The 19,053-nt window shown below is 64.2% G+C and carries 18 protein-coding genes and 1 other RNA gene; 6 read left to right on the top strand and 13 right to left on the bottom strand.

What is annotated here, in order from left to right; all coding sequences use genetic code 11:
- Positions 1-29: 29 nt before the first annotated feature.
- Positions 30-353, bottom strand: coding sequence for a hypothetical protein (locus FJ936_RS30770; RefSeq protein ID WP_224593542.1), 324 nt, complete (start codon positions 351-353; stop codon positions 30-32).
- Between FJ936_RS30770 and FJ936_RS02725 the strand changes: the two genes are divergently transcribed.
- The 3 genes from FJ936_RS02725 to FJ936_RS02715 are packed head-to-tail and all read left to right on the top strand — an operon-like array spanning position 352 to position 5,488.
- On the top strand, positions 352-1,335 hold the full coding sequence (locus FJ936_RS02725; protein WP_246680395.1) for an efflux RND transporter periplasmic adaptor subunit: 984 nt from the start codon (positions 352-354) through the stop codon (positions 1,333-1,335). The two genes, FJ936_RS30770 and FJ936_RS02725, sit on opposite strands and share 2 nt — an antisense overlap.
- Positions 1,332-2,402 carry an efflux RND transporter periplasmic adaptor subunit gene (locus tag FJ936_RS02720; protein WP_141906083.1) on the top strand — a complete coding sequence of 357 codons (1,071 nt, stop codon included), beginning with the start codon at positions 1,332-1,334 and terminating at the stop codon, positions 2,400-2,402. Before FJ936_RS02725 ends, FJ936_RS02720 begins: the two co-directional genes overlap by 4 nt.
- On the top strand, positions 2,399-5,488 hold the full coding sequence (locus FJ936_RS02715; protein WP_140787107.1) for an efflux RND transporter permease subunit: 3,090 nt from the start codon (positions 2,399-2,401) through the stop codon (positions 5,486-5,488). Before FJ936_RS02720 ends, FJ936_RS02715 begins: the two co-directional genes overlap by 4 nt.
- A gap of 40 nt (positions 5,489-5,528) precedes the next feature.
- Here the strand turns inward: FJ936_RS02715 and FJ936_RS02710 are convergent, their stop codons facing one another.
- From FJ936_RS02710 to ffs, 12 genes are all read right to left on the bottom strand, one after another.
- A complete protein-coding gene (locus tag FJ936_RS02710; protein WP_140787105.1) occupies positions 5,529-6,290 on the bottom strand; it encodes an ABC transporter ATP-binding protein in 762 nt (253 codons plus the stop codon).
- Positions 6,287-7,150, bottom strand: coding sequence for an ABC transporter ATP-binding protein (locus FJ936_RS02705; protein ID WP_140614795.1), 864 nt, complete (start codon positions 7,148-7,150; stop codon positions 6,287-6,289). The genes FJ936_RS02710 and FJ936_RS02705 overlap by 4 nt, the downstream gene beginning before the upstream one ends.
- Positions 7,147-8,067: a nickel transporter permease gene (gene nikC / locus FJ936_RS02700; RefSeq protein WP_140787103.1), complete on the bottom strand. Its 921-nt coding sequence runs from the start codon at positions 8,065-8,067 to the stop codon at positions 7,147-7,149. Before nikC ends, FJ936_RS02705 begins: the two co-directional genes overlap by 4 nt.
- Complete coding sequence (locus FJ936_RS02695; protein WP_140787101.1) at positions 8,064-9,125, bottom strand: ABC transporter permease; 1,062 nt, start codon at positions 9,123-9,125, stop codon at positions 8,064-8,066. The genes nikC and FJ936_RS02695 overlap by 4 nt, the downstream gene beginning before the upstream one ends.
- A 19-nt stretch (positions 9,126-9,144) precedes the next feature.
- Entirely contained in the window at positions 9,145-10,788 is a 1,644-nt protein-coding gene (locus FJ936_RS02690; RefSeq protein WP_140787099.1) for an ABC transporter substrate-binding protein, read from the bottom strand.
- 260 nt (positions 10,789-11,048) lie between these two features.
- Positions 11,049-12,308: a lytic murein transglycosylase gene (locus FJ936_RS02685; protein WP_140787097.1), complete on the bottom strand. Its 1,260-nt coding sequence runs from the start codon at positions 12,306-12,308 to the stop codon at positions 11,049-11,051.
- 13 nt (positions 12,309-12,321) lie between these two features.
- The gene (gene recR, locus FJ936_RS02680; RefSeq protein ID WP_015314042.1) at positions 12,322-12,927 is read right to left on the bottom strand and encodes a recombination mediator RecR; all 606 of its coding nucleotides are present in this window, start codon (positions 12,925-12,927) and stop codon (positions 12,322-12,324) included.
- Between the two features lie 78 nt (positions 12,928-13,005).
- Positions 13,006-14,013, bottom strand: a complete 1,008-nt coding sequence (locus FJ936_RS02675) for a cell wall hydrolase (RefSeq protein ID WP_140787095.1) — start codon at positions 14,011-14,013, stop codon at positions 13,006-13,008.
- 250 nt (positions 14,014-14,263) lie between these two features.
- Positions 14,264-14,671, bottom strand: coding sequence for a hypothetical protein (locus FJ936_RS02670; RefSeq protein WP_140614800.1), 408 nt, complete (start codon positions 14,669-14,671; stop codon positions 14,264-14,266).
- A gap of 83 nt (positions 14,672-14,754) precedes the next feature.
- Complete coding sequence (locus FJ936_RS02665; RefSeq protein WP_015314045.1) at positions 14,755-15,078, bottom strand: YbaB/EbfC family nucleoid-associated protein; 324 nt, start codon at positions 15,076-15,078, stop codon at positions 14,755-14,757.
- A 31-nt stretch (positions 15,079-15,109) separates the two neighbouring features.
- On the bottom strand, positions 15,110-16,969 hold the full coding sequence (locus tag FJ936_RS02660) for a DNA polymerase III subunit gamma/tau (RefSeq protein ID WP_140787093.1): 1,860 nt from the start codon (positions 16,967-16,969) through the stop codon (positions 15,110-15,112).
- 104 nt (positions 16,970-17,073) lie between these two features.
- Positions 17,074-17,170: signal recognition particle sRNA small type (gene ffs, locus FJ936_RS02655), an RNA gene on the bottom strand.
- Between the two features lie 144 nt (positions 17,171-17,314).
- Here ffs and FJ936_RS02650 point away from each other — a divergent pair.
- The 3 genes from FJ936_RS02650 to FJ936_RS02640 are packed head-to-tail and all read left to right on the top strand — an operon-like array spanning position 17,315 to position 19,053.
- Complete coding sequence (locus FJ936_RS02650; protein WP_015314047.1) at positions 17,315-17,734, top strand: HIT family protein; 420 nt, start codon at positions 17,315-17,317, stop codon at positions 17,732-17,734.
- Between the two features lie 51 nt (positions 17,735-17,785).
- Positions 17,786-18,730, top strand: coding sequence for an NAD(+) diphosphatase (gene nudC, locus FJ936_RS02645; RefSeq protein WP_140787091.1), 945 nt, complete (start codon positions 17,786-17,788; stop codon positions 18,728-18,730).
- A gap of 23 nt (positions 18,731-18,753) precedes the next feature.
- The gene (locus tag FJ936_RS02640) at positions 18,754-19,053 is read left to right on the top strand and encodes a Dabb family protein (protein ID WP_140787089.1); all 300 of its coding nucleotides are present in this window, start codon (positions 18,754-18,756) and stop codon (positions 19,051-19,053) included.

Below are 19,053 nucleotides of genomic sequence, written 5' to 3'. Positions count from 1 at the left end.
GTTTGATGCCGTTGAGTTCCCTTCTGGCCCTATTTCAGGTTTTCCTCAAGCCGGCACCATCGCAGGGTCGATTGGGCCTGACTTAACCAGTCCGGCGATACGTCTACGAGACCGGTTTCCTTTTTTTCGGGATCGACTATCCTCCTGACTATCCGCGAGGGACCGCGATCAGCGACCGGCGCGCGGCCGAGGGGAGCCATGAGCAGGAACGTGACATCGTCCGTCTCGCCGCCATCCGCCAAAACTCCTAGCCTTTTGTCTTTTCCAGCCGCTTCAATTCTCGCCTGCACGGCCCTGGCGCTGCTCGCCGGTTGCCAAAAGCAGGCGGCGGCGGAAAAGAAGCTGCCGGTCATGGTACGCACCGAAACGGTGGCGATGGCCGACTATGCGCCGAGAACCTCGCTGACCGGGGTGATCGCGGCGCGCACGCTGAACAATCTTTCGTTCCGGGTTGGCGGACGCGTCGCCGAGCGGCTTGTCGATGTCGGCCAGCATGTCGATCAGGGGACAGTGCTTGCCCGCATCGATCCGCAGGAGCAGGAATCCGATCTGCGATCGGCGCAGGCCGATCTCGATGCCGCGCAGGCGCAACTGACCCAGGCCGCGGCCACTTTCGAGCGGCAAAAGACGCTGCTTGCCCAGGGCTTCACCACCAGGCGCGATTACGACGCGGCCGACCAGGCACTGAAGGTGGCGCAAGGCAGCGTCGATGCCGCGCAGAGCGCACTCGCCAATGCCCGGCAGAACCTGTCTTTCACCGAACTCAAGGCCGGTGCCGCCGGCGTGATCACCGCCCGCCAGGTCGAAGCCGGCCAGGTGGTGCAGGCGGCGCAGACCGTCTTCACCGTTGCCGAGGACGGCGACCGCGACGCCGTGTTCAACGTGCAGGAAACGCTGGTCGCGAGGACACCGGCCTCGCCGGCGGTGACGATCACGCTGTTATCCGATCCGCAGGTCAGAGCAACGGGCAAGGTGCGCGAGATCTCGCCGGCGGTCGACCCGGCTTCGGGCTCGATAAGGGTCAAGGTCGCCATTCCCGAGACGCCCGCCGGCATGCCGCTGGGGGCGGCCGTCATCGGCTCGGTCGGCGCCAAGCCGGCGAAGGCGATCCTGTTGCCCTGGCAGGCCCTGACATCCAGCGCCGGCAAGCCGGCGGTCTGGATCGTCGATCCCGCGACCAAGGCAGTCGCGACGACGCCGGTCGAGGTGCTGGCGTTCGATTCGGGTACCGTCGTCATTGCCAAGGGACTTAACGAAGGCCAGAGCGTCGTTACATCAGGCGGGCAATTGCTCAACCCCGGCCAGACAGTCGAAATATCGGGAGCAGCGCAATGAAGCGGCTCCTGCTTGGCCTTGCCGCGCTTGGCACGCTCGCAGCCTGTTCGAAATCGGAGGAAAAACCGCCGGAGATCGTCCGGCCGGTGCTGTCGGTCGTGGTCGAGCCGCGCACCACCCAGATCTTCGGTTTCGCCGGCTCGGTCGAACCACAGGTCAGTGCCGATCTTGCCTTCCGACTGCTCGGTCGCGTCGTCTCTCGTGACGTCAAGGTCGGCGACATCGTCAGCAAGGGCACGACGATCGCGGCACTCGATCCAACCGCGCTGGAGCTGGCCGTCCAGGCGGCCAGGGCCGAACTCTCCAATGCGCAGGCGCAGTTCGCCAATGCCGCCGCCAGCGAGGAGCGCCAGCGCCAGTTGCTCACCTCGGCCAATACGTCGCAGTCCGTCTTCGATGCCGCGCAGCAGGCACGCAAAGCCGCGGAAGCCAGCGTCGAGCGGGCCAAGGCTTCGCTGGCCAAGTCCCAGGAGCAGCTCGGCTACGCCAGGCTGTTCTCGGATTTCGACGGCGTCGTCACCGCCGTCGGCGCGGAGGTCGGCCAAACCGTCTCACCGGGCCAGACGGTCGTCACCGTGGCACTCTCGGACCCGCGTGAAGCGGTTGTCGATATTCCCGACCAGTTGACCAGCGATCTCTCGGCCGGCACGCCCTTCCAGGTCATCTTGCAGTCGCTGCCGACAATCCAGACAGAGGCCAAGCTGCGCGAGATCGCGCCCCAGTCCGAAGGCTCGACCCGCACCCGGCGCGTCAAGCTGACGCTCACCAATCCGCCGCAAGCCTTCAGGCTCGGTTCGACGGTAACCGCGACCCGGATGACCAAGGTCGTACCAACGATCGAACTGCCCATCTCGGCGCTGCTCGAAAAAAACGGTTCTGAAAAAGTGTGGATCGTCGATCCAAAGACGTCGAGCGTGAGCGCGCGCGATATCAAGGTCGCGTGGAAGGCTGGCGGCACTTTCACCGTGGCGGAAGGGCTCGAAGCCGGCATGCGCGTCGTCACCGCCGGCGTTCACAGCCTCGTCGACGGCCAGAAGGTAAAAGTGCCCGCGGGAGGGGCCTCATGAAGGGCTTCAACCTCTCCGACTGGGCGCTCAATCACCGCTCGCTGGTCTGGTATTTCATGCTGGTCTTCGTCGTGGCCGGCGTATTTTCCTATCTTAATCTCGGCCGCGAGGAAGACCCCAACTTCACCATCAAGACCATGATCATCCAGGCCAACTGGCCGGGTGCCTCGGTCAAGGAGACGGTGCAGCAGGTGACCGATCGCATCGAGAAAAAGCTCGAGGAGCTCGACAGCCTCGACTTCACCAGATCCGTCACCACCGCCGGCCAGACCGTCATCTTCGTCAACCTGAAGGACACCACCAAGGCGCGCGACGTCGTGCCGAACTGGCTTCAGGTGCGCAACATGGTCAACGACATCAAGGCGCAATTTCCGCAAGGCGTGCAGGGACCGTTCTTCAACGACCGCTTCGGCGATGTCTACGGCAACATCTATGCCTTCACGTCAGACGGGCTGACGCCACGACAGTTGCGCGACTATGTGGAGGATGTCAGGACCAAGATCCTGACCGTGCCCAATGCCGGCAAGGTCGATCTAGTCGGCGCGCAGGACGAGGCCATCTATCTCGAATTCTCGACGCGCCAGATAGCGGCGCTTGGCCTCAACCAGCAGCAAATCGTCGCCAGCCTGCAGGCCCAGAATGCGATCACCCCGTCCGGCGTCATCCAGTCCGGGCCGGAGCGCATCAGCGTGCGCGTCGGCGGCCAGTTCACCTCCGAGGAGAGCCTGCGCGCCATCAACCTGCGCGTCAACGATCGGTTCTTCCGGCTGAGCGACGTGGCGACGATCACGCGCGGTTATGCCGACCCGCCGACGGCCTTGTTCCGCTTCAACGGCCAGAACGCGATCGGGCTTGCCATCGGCATGAAGCCCAACGCCAATCTGCTCAAATTCGGCGAGGCGCTGCATGAGGAGATGAACAAGGTGCTGGCCGACCTGCCGGTCGGCGTCGGCGTGCATCTGGTGGCCGACCAGCCTGTCATCGTCGAGGAGGCGGTCTCAGGGTTTACGCGTGCGCTGTTCGAGGCGGTGGCGATCGTGCTTGCCGTCTCGTTCATCAGCCTTGGCATGCGCGCCGGTTTCGTGGTGGCGCTGTCGATCCCGCTGGTGCTGGCCATCACCTTCACGGTCATGGAGTATCTGGGGATATCGCTGCAGCGCATTTCGCTCGGCGCTCTGATCATCGCGCTCGGGCTGCTGGTCGACGACGCGATGATCGCGGTCGAAATGATGGTGGCACGGCTGGAGGTCGGCGACAGCCTGCGCAAGGCGGCGACCTATGTCTACACCTCGACCGCCTTCCCGATGCTGACCGGCACGCTGGTGACGGTCGCGGGCTTCATCCCGATCGGGCTCAACTCGAGTGCTGCCGGCGAATATACCTTCACCTTGTTCGTCGTCATCGCGGTGTCGCTGCTGGTGTCATGGATCGTGGCGGTGCTGTTCGCGCCGCTGCTTGGCGTGACCATCCTGCCGGCGACGATGAAGACCAAGCATCACGACCAGCCAGGGCGTCTCACGTCGCTGTTCCGGCGCGTCCTTGTCGGCTCGGTGCGCCATCACTGGCTGACCATCGTCGTGACCGTGCTTCTGTTCGCCGCCTCGATCGCCGGCTTCGGCCTGGTGCAGCAGCAGTTCTTCCCACCTTCCGACCGGCCGGAGCTGATCGTCGATTGGAACCTGCCGCAGAACTCCTCGATTACCGAGACGCGCGACCAGATGGAGCGCTTCGAACAGCGGGCGCTGGTCGGCAATCCCGACATCGACCACTTTTCCTCCTATATCGGTCAGGGCGCCGTGCGCTTCGTGCTGGCCTATGATGTGCAGCCGGCCAATCCCTACTTCGGCCAGACGGTGATCGTCACCAAGAGCATCGAGGCGCGCAACCGGGTGAAGCCGGCGCTGGAGAAGCTGCTGCGCGCGGAGTTTGTCGGCACCGACGCCTTCATCAAGCCGCTTGAACTCGGACCGCCGGTCGGACGACCCGTTCAGTACCGCGTCGGCGGCCCTGACATCCAGACGGTGCGAGAACTGGCGCAGCAATTCGCCGGCGTGATCTCGGCCAATCCGAAACTCGCAGCGCCGACTTTCGACTGGAACGAACCGCAGCGTGTGCTGAGGGTCGACGTGCTGCAGGACAAGGCGCGCCAACTCGGCATCACCTCGTCCGACATCGCCAGCACGCTGAACAGCACGGTGGGCGGCGCGACGATCACGCAGGTGCGCGACGCGACGTACCTGATCAACGTCGTGGCTCGCTCGCGCGAGGCCGAGCGCGGCTCGATCGAGACGCTGCAAAACATCCAGTTGCCGACCGGAAATGGCGAGGCGATCCCACTCGCCGCGGTGGCCAATTTTCGCTACGATCTGGAGCAGCCCACCGTATGGCGACGCGACCGCATCCCGACCATCACCGTGCGCGCCGGCTTGGTCGGCGACGTGCTGCCGGCGACTGTCGTCAACGAGTTGAAACCGTCGGTCGACGCCTTCATCGCCAAGCTGCCGGCCGGCTATTCGGTCGAGACCGCCGGCTCGGTCGAGGAAAGCGCCAAGAGCCAGGGGCCGATCGCGGCCGTGGTGCCGCTGATGCTGTTCGTCATGGCGACCATCCTGATGGTGCAGTTGCAGAGCTTCCAGCGCCTGTTCCTGGTGGTGGCGGTGGCGCCGCTCGGGCTGATCGGCGTGGTCGCGGCCCTGGTGCCGAGCGGAGCGCCGCTCGGCTTCGTCGCCATTCTCGGCGTCTTGGCGCTGATCGGCATCCTGATCCGCAACTCGGTCATTCTGATCGTGCAGATCGAGGATCTTGTCGCCGAGGGCAGGGATCGCTGGGCCGCGGTCATCGAGGCAACGGAGCACCGCATGCGGCCGATCGCGCTGACGGCGGCCGCGGCCAGCCTGGCGCTGATCCCGATCGCGCGCGAAGTGTTCTGGGGGCCGATGGCCTATGCGATGATGGGCGGCATCATCGCGGGTACCGCGATCACGCTCTTGTTCCTGCCGGCGCTTTATGTGACGTGGTTCAGGATCAAGGAGCCGAAGCGGGAACAGGGCGGCGAAGTAGAGGTCGCCGCTGTTGCGGAAACTTAAGCCGAGGTCGAGCTCCTTGGCGTGAAGCGGAGAACTATCGTCAGATCTGCTTCGGAGCCGTTCTCACAAACCCGTCGCTGGCCCGCAACAGGTTGCGCGTATAATCCTTCGTCACACGGCGCTCGACGAGATCGTTGGCCACCAGATTCTCCACCGCCTCGCCGCCCTGCATCACCATCAGCCGCTCGCACATATGGGTGATGATGGCGAGGTCGTGGCTGACCATCAGGAAGGTCAGCTTGCGCCGCCGGCGGACTTCCTCCAGCAGGTTGAGGACTTCCGCCTGCACCGAGGCGTCGAGGGCCGAGGTCGGCTCGTCGAGCAGCAGGATCGAGGGCTCGAGGATAAGCGCGCGCGCGATCGCCACGCGCTGGCGCTGACCGCCGGAAAGCTGGTGCGCGTAACGGAAACGAAAGCCGTTGCCGAGGCCGACCTCGTCGAGCGCGCGTTCGATCCGCTTTTCGCCATCGGCAAAACCATGGATGGCGAGCGGCTCCTGCAGCAGGCGGTCGACGGTCTGGCGCGGGTGCAGCGAGCCGTAAGGATCCTGAAAGACCATCTGCACTTCGCGGTAAAAGGCCTTGTCGCGGCGCGCGCCGAGCGTCTTGCCATTGACTGTGATGCTGCCCGAGGCGACCGGCGCGAGGCCGGCTATGGCCCGCAGCAATGTCGATTTGCCCGAGCCGGATTCGCCGACCAGGCCGAAGGATTCGCCCTGCTGCACGTCGAGGCTGACGCCCTTCAGCGCGCGGAAGCGGTCGAAGATCACCTCCAGCCTGTCGACGGCAATCGCAGAAGTCATGCCGCCCACTCCGGCTTGCGGTCGAGCACCGGCAGCGGGTGACGGTCGGCGCCGATTTTTGGCATGCAGTTGAGCAGCCCCCGCGTGTAGGGATGCTGGGCCTGACTCAATTCCGACGCCTTGAGCTGCTCGACGACCTTGCCGGCATACATGACGATGACGCGGTCGCAGAAGGACGAGACCAAGCGCAGATCGTGCGAGATGAAGATCAGGCCCATGCCGCGCTCCGCGACCAGCCTGTCGAGGATGCCTAGCACGTCGAGCTGCACCGTGACGTCGAGCGCCGAGGTCGGCTCGTCGGCGATCATCATTTCCGGTCCGGCGATCAGCATCATGGCGATCATGGCGCGCTGGCCCATGCCGCCCGACACTTCGTGCGGATGCAGGTCGAAGACGCGTTTGGGATCGCGGATCTGCACCGCCTCGAGCATGGCCAGCGCGCGCTCGCGCGCCTCGGCCTTGCCGACCTTTTCGTGGGTGCGCAGCGTCTCGACGATCTGGCGGCCGATGCTCATCACCGGATCGAGCGAATATTTCGGGTCCTGCAGGATCATGGCGATGCGGTTGCCCCGCAGCGCCCGGCGTTGGCGCGGCGAGATGCCGAGCAGGTCGATGCCGTCGAAAGTCAATCTATTGGCCGATATGCGGGCCTGCGGCGGTGTCAGGCCCATGATGGCGCGGCCTGTCTGCGACTTGCCCGAGCCGGACTCGCCGACGATGCCGAGGCGTTCGCGGCCAAGCGAAAAGGAAACGCCGCGCACCGCCTCGATCATGCCGGTGCGGGTCGGAAAGGTGACGCGCAGATCCTCGACGTCGAGAAGCGTGCTCTTGGATCGCTGCTGATCAGGGGGGCCACTCATTGGTCACCGCTGCGGGGATCGAGTGCGTCGCGCAGGCCGTCGCCAAGCAGGTTGAAGCCGAGGCTGACGATGAGGATGGCGAAGCCCGGCGCACCAGCCACCCACCATTGGTCGAGGATGAAGCGGCGACCCGAAGCGATCATGGTGCCCCATTCCGGCAGCGGCGGCTGCGCGCCAAGGCCGAGGAAGCCGAGGCCCGCGGCCGTCAGGATGATGCCCGCCATGTCGAGCGTCACGCGGACGATCAGCGAGGAGATGCACAATGGCATGATGTGGCGAAGCACGATGCGGAAAGGCGAGGCGCCCATCAATTGCACGGCCTTGATGTAGTCCGAGTTGCGCACGGTGAGCGTCTCGGCGCGGGCGATGCGCGCATAGGGCGGCCAGGAGGTGATGGCGATCGCCAGCACGGCGTTCTCGATGCCGGGGCCAAGGGCGGCGACGAAGGCCAGCGCCAGCACCAGCTTGGGGAAGGCAAGGAAGATGTCGGTGATGCGCATCAGTATGGCATCGGTCCAGCCGCCGGCATAGCCGGCGACGGTGCCGACCAGGAGACCGATGGGAGCGGCGATGATGGCGACCAGGACGACGACATAAAGCGTCCAGCGGGAGCCGTAGAGGATGCGCGAATAGATGTCGCGGCCGAGGTCGTCGGTGCCGAACCAGTGCTGCACACTCGGCGCCAGCAGCCGCGCGTTCTTCAGGTCACCGAAGGTCGGCGAATACGGCGCCAGCACACCGGCGAGGACGGCGACGAGCAGCAGCGCGATGATGATCAGCAGGCCGACAAAGGCCAGCCGGTTGGCGGAAAAGCGCCGCCACGCGACATAGGCGCGGCCGAGCCTTGCCTGCAAGCGCGATGCCGGCCGCTCTGATAGCAACCATTCGCGACGGCTCTGGATCGCTTCGGCGCTCATCCTGTCTTCGTCCTCGGGTCGAGCACACGGTAGAGCAGGTCGGACAGAAGATTGATGGCGATGAACACCGAGCCGATGACGATGGTACCGCCGAGAACGGCGTTCATGTCGGCGTTCTGCAGCGAGTTGGTGATGTAGAGGCCGATGCCCGGCCAGGAGAAGACAGTCTCGGTCAGCACCGAGCCCTCGAGCAGCCCGGCATAGGACAACGCGATCACGGTCACCATCGGCACGGCGGCATTGCGCAGCGCGTGGCCCCAGATGATGCGGGTTTCCGACAGGCCCTTGGCGCGCGCGGCGACGACATATTCCTGGGCGAGTTCGTTGAGCATGAACGAGCGCGTCATGCGACTGATGTAGGCCAGCGAGAAATAGCCGAGCAGCGAGGCCGGCAGGATGATGTGACGGAAGGCGTCGTAGAAGACGTCCCACTGTCCCTGCATGGAGGAGTCGAGCAGGTAGAAACCGGTGATCGGCGTGAAAGTGTATTCGTAGACGACATCGAGCCGTGCAGGGAAGGCCACCCATTGCAGTTTGGCGTAGAACAGCACCAGGGCCAGCAGACCCAGCCAGAAGATGGGTACGGAATAGCCGATCAGGCCGATGATGCGCACGACCTGGTCGACGAAGCTGCCGCGTTTGACCGCGGCCAGCACCCCGAGTGGCACACCGAACAACGCGCCGATCAGTGTCCCCAATGTAGCCAGTTCCGTGGTTGCCGGAAGGGCGCGGCGGATATCGGTCATGACAGGGTTGGTGGTCAGAACCGAGGTGCCGAAATCGCCGCTCAGCGCATGTTTCACATAGATGTAGAACTGCTCGATCAACGGCAGGTCGAGGCCCATCTCGCGGCGCGTGCGCTCCACGACATTGGCGGGTGCCCGGTCGCCCAGAACGGCCAGCACCGGATCGATCGGGATGACGCGGCCAATGAAGAAGGTGACCGCGAGAAGACCAAGATAGGTCGTCACCGCAATGACCAGGAATCGGCCAAGGGAAGATGCAAGGGCTACGGCGCGGGCGCTGCCGCGCCCGCCTTCGTTTTCAATCGCGCTCATGCGGGCGTGTCCGCGAACGCTATTCCTTGGAGACCGGCCCGACGAAGTTGGTGTCGAAGCTCGGACCAAGCGCGAAGCCCTTGAGGTTCTTGCGCAGACCGGCGACTTCCAGCTGCTGGTGGATGACGACGAAGGGGCTGGTGTCGAGGATCTTCTTTTCGAGATCCTTGTACATGTCGGCGCGCTTGCCAGAATCCTTCTCGAGCAGGGCTGCTTCCGTCTGTTTGGTCAGGTCCGGAATGTCCCAGGCATTGCGCCATGCCAGCGTCTTCGACTTGCCAGCATCCGAATTGTCCGGGTTCGAGGCAAAGGTCTGGGCATTGGAGTTCGGATCGAAATAGTCCTGGCCCCACTGGCCGATATAGATGTCGTGGTTGCGGGCACGGTATTTGGTCAGCGTCTGCTTGCCGTCGCCGGGGATGATCTCCAGCTTGATGCCGGCCTGGCCGAGCGTCTGCTGGATGGATTCCGCCATGCCGGTGGTCGGCTGGCCGGTGCGCACGTCCATGGTGACGCTGAAGCCGTCGGGCAGGCCGGCCTTGGCCAGCAGTTCCTTGGCCTTGGCGACATCGAGCTTGAACGGGTTCTCGTCCAGTTCGCCCAGAACGCCCTTGGGCAGGAAGGTCTGGTGGATCTCGCCGATGCCCTTGAGGATGGTCGTGCTCAAGGCATCATAGTCGACCAGGTATTTGAAGGCCTGGCGGACCTCGGGCTTGGCGAGGTTCGGGTTCTTCTGGTTGAGGCTGATGTAGTAGACGGTGCCTTTCGGCGCGCTGGTGGTGGTGAGGTCGGCATTCTTGGCGATGGCGTCGAGGTCGTTCGGCTCGAGGTTGCGGGCAACGTCGATGTCGCCGGCTTCGAGCGCCAGGCGCTGCGCCGAGCTTTCCTTCATGTTGCGGTAGATGACGCGGGCGAGCTTGGCCTTTTCGCCGTAATAATTGTCGTTGCGCTCCATGACGACCGCCTCGTTGGCACGCCATTCACGCAGCTTGTAGACGCCCGAGCCGGCGTAGCCCGTCTTCAGCCAGGCGTTGCCGAAGTCGTTGTCCCATTTGTAGTCGGCGCTCGGCGTCACCGCCGCGACATGTTCCTTGACCAGCTTGGCGTCGACGACGGAAGCGACGGTGGCCGACAGGCAGTTCAGCACGAAACTTGGCGCATAGGCCTTGTCGACGGTGAACTGGAAGGTTGTGTCGTCGACCGCCTTGGCCTTCTCGGTGACGTTGTCGCCGCTGATGCCGAACTGATCGATGATGAAGGCCGGGCTCTTGTCCAGCTTGACGGCGCGCTCGAACGACCAGGCGACATCGGCGGCGGTGATCGGGTTGCCGGAGGCGAATTTCAGGCCCGGCTTGAGCTTGAACGTATAGGTCAGGCCATCGTCGGAGACGGTCCAGCTTTCGGCGAGATCGGGCTTGACCTTGGAAGTGTCGCTGAGGTCGAGGCGGACAAGAAGATCATAGGTGTTGCCGGTGACTTCGGCGGTCGACAGCTCGAACGCCTCGCCCGGATCCATCGAGATGATGTCGTCGATGGCAAAACCTTCGACAAGCGTATCGGCGGGGGTGACCGCGCCAGCCGGCGCTCCGGCCAGAAGCAGCGCCGACATGGCGGCGCCCGCAAGCAGGATACGGGATCGTAGAGCAAGCTTTTCCATCATCATGATGATTGTTCCCTGTTTTGTTGTTGGTTGACCTGAGTTCCCGGCTCAAGGTTACGGTGTTCTTTCAAGGCTCGACGAGAGCCTCTGCCCCACTAACGTCGTGGTTTTTGTCCAGTTGGTCAACAGCATATCCGGCGGCCCAGCGGTGGGCAACGAGCATTTATGCGATGGTTCATTGGACCAGAATGGCGGGCGGGCGTGTCGACGCATACATCAGCCAATCGAGGCACCGATCGAGAAAAAATCTGCTAAATTAGAAGCTATTTCAGCGCCGCGACGAGGCCGGCATCGGGAAAACAGGTGGCGGCCTGGCCATTCTTTTCCTGCCATCTGCCGATCGAGCGGCGGGTCTTGAAGCCAGGCAGGCCGTCGGCGCTGCCGACATCGTAGCCCTTGGCTTCCAGGGCCCGCTGCAGGGCGGCAATGTCGGAGCGGTGGAGATCGCCGACGGGACCCCAGCCACCGGTAAAATTCTGATCGCCATGGGCGATGCGGTCGGCGCCATGGCCGATGAACAGCGCATAGAGGTCGCTGGTGTTGTATTGCTTCAGCACGTAGAAATTGGGGGTCGCGATGAAGGCCGGACCGCTGCGCCCGGCCGGCATCAGCAGGAAACCTTCCGCCTTCAGCTCGCTTGCCGGGAACGCCTTGCCGCCGACGCGCTCGACGCCCATGGCAGCCCATTGTGCAATCTTTTTGCCCTGGTCCGGGCCCTCCAGCGAACAGGAGACGCTCTGGGGCACCATCACCTCGAAACCCCAGCTGCGTCCCCTCACCCAGCCGTAGTGGACAAGATAATTGGCGATCGAGGCCAGCACATCGGGCGTCGAATTCCAGATGTCGACGCGGCCGTCGCCGTCGAAATCGACGGCATGCTTGAGCAACGAGGTCGGCATGAATTGCGGCTGGCCGAGCGCGCCGGCCCAGGACGATTTCATCGCGCCGACCGGCGCCAGCCCACGCTCGACGATTTCCAGCGCCGCCAGCAGTTCCGTGCGGAAGAAATCCTTTTTCGTCGACATGAACGCCTTGGTGCCCAGCACCTCGAAGGCGTCGTAGGGCATCTTCGCCGCGCCGAAGCCGGTTTCGCGGCCCCAGATCGCCAGAAGGACTTCGCCCGGCACGCCATAGCGCTTCTCGATCGAGGCAAGCGTGCGGGCGTTGGCGGCTTCGCGGGCGCGTCCACCTGATGTCACCGCACGAACCGTCTTCTCGGCGAAATAGGCGCCGGGCGATCCGAACTCGGCCTGATGCTGCTTCTGCGGCGTCTTCGGCTTCTCGCCCGGCATGACAAGGTCGGGGAGTTTGAGGTTCGGCTTCACGCCGCTGAAGGCGGCGTCGAAAGTCTGCTTGGAGACGCCTTTCGCCTTGGCGTCCGGCCAGAGGTCGGTTTGAAGCCAGGCACGGAACTGGTCGTCGATCTTGGCGGCGGAAGCGGGGATGGTGAGGAAGACGGCGAGGAGTGCGGCTAGAAAGAATGCAAGACTAAATTTGCGAAGGTCGCGTTCTGTGGCAATCATCTCCAGGAACGCCTCAAAACGCCGTCCGCGAGCGCAGTGCCGCGGCCAGCGTGCCTTCGTCGAGATAGTCGAGTTCACCGCCGACCGGCACGCCGTGCGCCAGCCGCGTTATCTTGACCTCGAAACCGGAGAGCTGATCGGTGAGGTAGTGCGCGGTGGTCTGGCCCTCGACCGTCGCGTTGACGGCGAGGATGATTTCCTTGATTTCGCCGCCGGCGACGCGATCGATCAGCGAGCGGATGTTGAGCTGGTCCGGGCCGATGCCGTCGAGCGGCGACAGCGTGCCGCCGAGCACATGGTAGCGCACGTTCATCGCCGCCGCCCGCTCCAGCGCCCAGAGATCAGAGACGTCCTCGACGATGATCAGGGTGGCGGCATCGCGGCGTGGGTCCGTGCAGATCATGCAGGGGTCCGAGGTGTCGACATTGCCACAGGTCGAGCAGATGCGCACCTTGTCGGCGGCCTCGCCCATGGCGGCGGCCAGCGGCGAAAGCAGCTGTTCCTTCTTCTTGATCAGGTGCAGCGCGGCGCGCCTGGCCGAACGGGGGCCAAGCCCCGGCACCTTGGCCAGGAGCTGGATCAGGCGTTCGATCTCGGGACCGGCGATTCGCTTGGACATCGCTCTGATCTAGGATTTTTCAGAGCGCTTTGAAACATCCCCCGTCGACGCACGGTTCGCCATGCTGCCATGCGAGAATTAGTTTGTTTCGAGCGGGCGGCCCTGGCTGACAATCATCGCGCCTATGGCATCGGTGTTTTCAGGCGTCGACTGGAATCCCATCGAGGCTTCCTGTGGAGCGTCCTGGATCGAGGAGATGACCCGTTTGTTCGAGGTTCCGCTGTTCAGGGTTCCGCCAAAACGGGCGGCATCCGGCTCTTCCATCGGCTCCTGCATGGCAACTTCCACCGGCTTCGCCGAGACCCGCGCGGATTTTGCCGTCGGCGCCGCGGCCGCGGTCAGATAGGTCTGCTGCGCGGGGGCGGTACGGACGGGCTCCGGCTTGGCCGCCGGTTCCGCCGCGGCGGTCATGTAGACTTGCTGGGCTGGAGCGTTGCGAACTGATGCCTTGGCCGGGCGCACTGTCTCGATGGATGCGAGCCGTGTCGCGGGTACCCCCGGCAACGCCGCCGGCTGCTCGGCCGAGGCAATCATCGGCTCATCCGGCAGCGGCTGCCAGTTGCGGCCGCGCTTCTCGTAGAAGGCATTGCCGCCGGCTACCATGGTGTAGTGCATGTTCTTGTAGGGGAAGCGCAGGCCGGCGGTGTGGAAATACATCGTGTTCTTGAGCTTGGTCTTGCGCTCGCCCTTGAGCACGGCGTCGGCGGCCTCTTCGACATCGGGCATTGCGCGCGAATTCATCGATCTGGTCATGACGCCCGGCGCGAACTGCCCGGGCTCACCGACCACTTGGCAGATGGTGTTGCCATGGTTGCCCGAGCGCAGCCGGTTCATCACCACCGTGCCGACCGCGATCATGCCGTCGCGGCTCGACCGGTTGGATTCGAAGAACATCGCCCGTTCCAGGCATTCCCTGTCCTTCGGCGTGTGACTGTAGGTGCGCGAACTCAGAAAGCTCGGCGTGATGGCGTCGGTCAGGCTGGCGACGGACATGCCGTGCGAGGTTGTCTGGCTGCAAGCGGCCAAGAAAAGGGGAGACGTAATGACGCCGAGCAACAGCGGCGTCTTCCATCGCATCGCGATCAACAGGTAACCCTCTCACTTCAACGCCCGCCCCCAGGCTGCGGCAAGAATGAGACACTTTCGGGCAAAATGATGGCCAAAACGTTATTAACGGCATACTGTTGCCGAATTGACACAAAATCGAGGCTTTCCAGATAGATCGAGCCATCGTTTCACACGGGTGGTGACCGTTCTCTCTTCGTTTTGCCGCAATTCCCTTGGGGAAACGCCAAGTGCTTTCCCGGCAAGACCGCGCCATGCGTTCCAAAACGGCCTATTGCCCGGCGGCGATTGCTGCCGGCCGGCCGGGCTCGATCTCTTCGATCTTCTCTGAAAACAGGCCGCGCCTGAGAAACAGCGCCCGCGCCTCCCTGGCCGTCGGCGCGATCTTGCCCGGCCAGTCGCTGTCGATGAACTCGGCCTTGGTGAAATCAGGATTTGTTTCGGAGGCCGCCTCCAGGAATTCGGCGATTTCCAGCACGATCGCGCGTTCGTCCCTTGAAAGCGCCGACGTGCCGGCCTCGATCGACGGCCGATGCACGAAATCCTCGAACAGGTTGAAGTAGCCCTTGATGCCGACGAGATCGACACCGGCGTCGCAATCGGCGAGGATTTCCAGAATCTCGTAGATCCTGTTGCGGATACGCTGCTCGATCAGTCTTTCGGACGGCTCGTCGATCATGGGCGCCGGTCTCAGCTTTCATGCATATCGTTGCCTGCGCACCTCAGGGCCGAGCCCGTGGGCATGCTTTTGGGCGACGTGCATCAGAAAGGCAGTTTCATTCCCGGGGGAATGGGCAGGCCGGCGGTCAGCGCCTTGGTCTTTTCCTGCATGATCTGCTCGACCTTGGCCTTGGCGTCATTGTGCGCGGCAAGAATCAAATCCTCGAGGATTTCGACGTCGTCCTCCTTGAACAAGGACGGGTCGATCTTCAGCGACTTGATATCGAATTTTCCGCTCAGCGTGACGCTGACCAGGCCGCCGCCGGCCTGGCCGAGGGCTTCGACCGTCGCAATCTCATCCTGCATGGCCTGGAACTTGGCCTGCATTTCCTTCGCCTTGCCCATCAGGCCGAGAAGATCTTTCATGGTCCGATCCTTTGCGGATTAGTGCTGGATATCAGGGTTCGTCGTCATCGGCCGGCGGCTCGACCGGCATTTCGGCCTCGCTCGCGTCGGCGTCGGGCGTGTCGGGAATGCGCACATCGATGATCTTGGCGCCGGGAAAGCGGGCCAGGATGGAGGCCACGGTCGGGTCGTTCCTGGCATCGAGGAAAGCGTTTTCACGCTTCGTCGATTCCATCTCGGCCAGCGTCTGGCCGCCCTCCTCCTTCGACAGCGACACCAGCCAGTTGCGGCCGGTCCAGGCGCGTAGCTTCGTCGTCAGGTCGTTGAGCAGCATCTTGGGCGCATCGTCGGTCAGGCTTACGTCGATGCGGCCCGGTTCGATGCGCACGAGGCGGATGCAGCTCTTGATCAGCACCTTGAAGGCGATGTCGCGTTTCGCGTCGGCAAGGGCAACGATGTCGGCCAGCGATTTCAGCGGTACGGTTTGCACCTCCGGCGCCGGTTGCGGAGGCGCGACGAACGCAGTCGGAGTAGGCGTGGCCTCGACCAGCCGCATGGTCTGCGCGCCGCCCGAGCCGCCAGGCATGCGCGCCTGCGCCACGGCGCCGGCGCCATTGCCGCCAGCACCGCCATTGCCGGGGTTCACTGGGCCGGGGTTCACGGGGCCGGGGCTCATCGGCGCGCCGTTCGGGCGCGGCGCGGCGCCAGTTGCCGAGGCGCCGCTCTCCAGCGATCTCAGCGCCTCGTCCAATGTCGGCAGGTCGGCGGCATGCGCCAGCCGGATCAACACCATTTCGGCGGCGCTGACCGGCCGGTTGGAGGACTGTACCTCGGGAATGCCCTTGAGCAGCATCTGCCAGGTCCGCGACAGCACACGCACCGACAACGCCCTGGCGAAATCAGCGCCGCGCTGACGCTCGTCCTGCGACAGCGAGGCATCGTCCATCGCGGTCGGCACGAAGCGCAGCCTGGTGACGAGATGGTTGAACTCGGCAAGATCGGTGAGCACGGCGGCCGGATCGGCGCCGGTATCGTATTGCGCGCGAAACTCCCCAAGCGCTGCCGCCACATCGCCCTTCATCACATGCTCGAACAGATCGACGATGCGGGCGCGGTCGGCCAGGCCCAGCATGGCGCGCACGGCCTCGGCGCTGACCGAGCCGGCGCCATGGGCGATCGCCTGGTCGAGAATGGAGAGCGAATCGCGGGCGGAACCTTCCGCCGCGCGCGCGATCATCGCCAGCGCGTCGTCGTCGACCGAAATGCCTTCCTTGCCGGCGATCGAGGAGAGATGCGAGACGAGCGCGCCGGCGTCGATGCGCCTCAGGTCGAATCGCTGGCAGCGCGACAGGACGGTGATCGGAACCTTGCGGATCTCGGTGGTGGCGAAGATGAACTTGACGTGCGGCGGCGGCTCTTCCAGCGTCTTCAGCAGGCCATTGAAGGCCTGTGTCGACAGCATGTGCACTTCGTCGATGATGTAGACCTTGTAGCGGGCCGAGACCGGCGCATAGCGCACGCGCTCGATGATGTCCCTGATGTCGTCGATGCCGGTGTGCGAGGCGGCGTCCATCTCGATGACGTCGACATGGCGGCCTTCCATGATCGCCTGGCAGTGCTCGCCAAGCACGGCGAGGTCGACCGAGGGCTGATCCGTGGTGGCGGTTTTATAGTTCAGGGCACGCGCCAAAATGCGCGCGGTGGTGGTCTTGCCGACGCCGCGCACGCCGGTCAGCATCCAGGCCTGGGCAATGCGGCCGGTGGCAAAGGCGTTGGTGAGGGTGCGCACCATCGGCTCCTGGCCGACGAGTTCGGAAAAATTCGACGGACGGTATTTGCGCGCCAGCACGCGGTAGGCAGCGGCCTTGCCCGTCGCCAGACTATCGGGGCCCGAATTTCCGGCTTCGCTCATTCGCCCGTTAAGCTCCAAAAGGCCGCGCCCACAGGCGCCGATTCCTGCGCATAGTCTCGCCCGCGCTGCAATGCGTCGTCAATGTCGCGAGGAGGGCCGATGAGGTGGGAGGCTGGAACAATGACCCGTTCCGGGCTCGTTAGGGCTGCTTCCTTCCGGACCTGACCCGGTTGGCGAGTGGATCGTCCACCACCAACCTCCCGCTGTCCATATCGGCAATTGCGCGACGAAATGCAAGTGCGCAGGCAAATCGGCACCGCGAACCACCAGATTCGCTTGCAGCACCGGTGCAGCCGCTTTAGCGTTCATGGTTTGAGGAAACCAAGAAAAGCAAGGGAAACGCCGATGCTGCCGGGCCTGAAGGCCGGATTCACGCTGGATGCCCGGCTGGAGGCCGACAGCGAGCAATTGATGTGGCTGGGGCTGTGCGAATTGCGGGTGATGAACGACCGCCGTTGGCCATGGCTGCTCCTGGTCCCGCAGCGGCCGGGTGCGGAGGAGATCCACGACATGACGCCGCTCGACCAGGCGATGCTGACCTTCGAGACCAACATGGTGGCGCAGGCGCTGAAGAAGGTGAGCGGCTGCACCAAGATCAACACCGGTGCGCTCGGCAACATCGTGCGCCAACTGCATGTCCACATCATCGCACGGTCCGAGGGCGATCCCGGCTGGCCCGGCCCAGTCTGGGGGCATGGCCTGCGCGAGCCCTATCAGCGTTCCGACCTGCGCCGGTTTGCCGAAACGATAAGGGCAGCGCTATAAGCCTTGCCGTGTCCATCCCAAGCATGTCCATCCCCCAACACCAGAGTCCACATGACCTTCCGCCTGTTTGACGCGCCCGTGCGCGAGCCGAGCCAGTTCGTCGGCTTTGCCGGCAACACGATCGACCGGCAATCCGAGAACCGCGCCGACGATTCGGTCGACAAGGCGCTGGCCGACCCGACGACGCGGCTGCTGTTGATGAATGGCGGCAGGCTCCTGCTGAAGCCCGGCGAGGGCGGCCGCCTCGACCCATGGTTCGGCATCGCCGAAAGCGAGCCCTTCAGCCCTTCGGTCGACCAGGGCGTGCTGCTCGGCTTTTCCGAACAGGGGCCGGTGCTGGCGGTGCTGGCGGGCATCGATGCTGAACAGCTGCCCGAAACCGTCAAGGCGATCGATTACCGCTCCGTCTATATGCAAGGGCTGATCGACGAGGCCGCCGCCGGCGCGATGGCGCAGGGCGCCGCCCTGCTTGCCTGGCACGCCAGCCACCGCTTCTGCAGCAAATGCGGCACGCAATCGCAGATGCGGGCCGGCGGCTACAAGCGGCATTGCCCCAATTGCGGCACTGAGCATTTTCCGCGTACCGACCCGGTAGCGATCATGCTGACGACGACGCGGGAGAAATGCCTGCTCGGGCGCGGCCGGCATTTCGCGCCGGGCATGTATTCGGCGCTTGCCGGCTTCATCGAGCCGGGCGAGACGATCGAGGCGGCGGTGCGCCGCGAAACGCTGGAAGAGGCGGGCATCCGGCTCGGCCGCGTCGTCTACCACGCCAGCCAGCCTTGGCCGTTCCCCTATTCGCTGATGATCGGATGCTTCGGCGAGCCGCTCAACGAGGACATCCAGGCCGATCTCAACGAACTGGAGGACTGCCGCTGGTTTTTGCGCGACGAGGTGCGCCTGATGCTGGACCGAACGCACGCCGACAATCTGGTCACGCCGCCGAAAGGCGCCATTGCGCACCACCTCATCCGCGCCTGGGTCGACAGCGAATAACGAAGTCATTGCAGGAGAGACAAATGATCCGTCACACCGTCGTCTTCACGCTGAAGCACCCACCGCATTCGCTGGACGAAAAGCGGTTCCTCGTCGACGCCAGGAAAATCCTGTCGGCGATCCGGGGCGTCACGCATTTCGAGCAATTGCGGCAGGTCAGCCCCAAGAACGACTATCAGTTCGGCTTCTCGATGGAGTTCGCCGACCAGGCCGCCTACACCAGGTACAACGAACATCCCGACCATGTCGCCTTCGTGCGCGATCGCTGGGTGCCGGAGGTCGAGACCTTCATGGAGATCGACTACGTGCCCTTGGGCTGGTAG

It is taken from the genome of Mesorhizobium sp. B2-4-13 (genome assembly GCF_006658535.1).
GTDB lineage: Bacteria > Pseudomonadota > Alphaproteobacteria > Rhizobiales > Rhizobiaceae > Mesorhizobium > Mesorhizobium australicum.
Note: the sequence above shows the minus strand (reverse complement) of the source record. Positions and strands in the feature narration are given on the sequence as shown.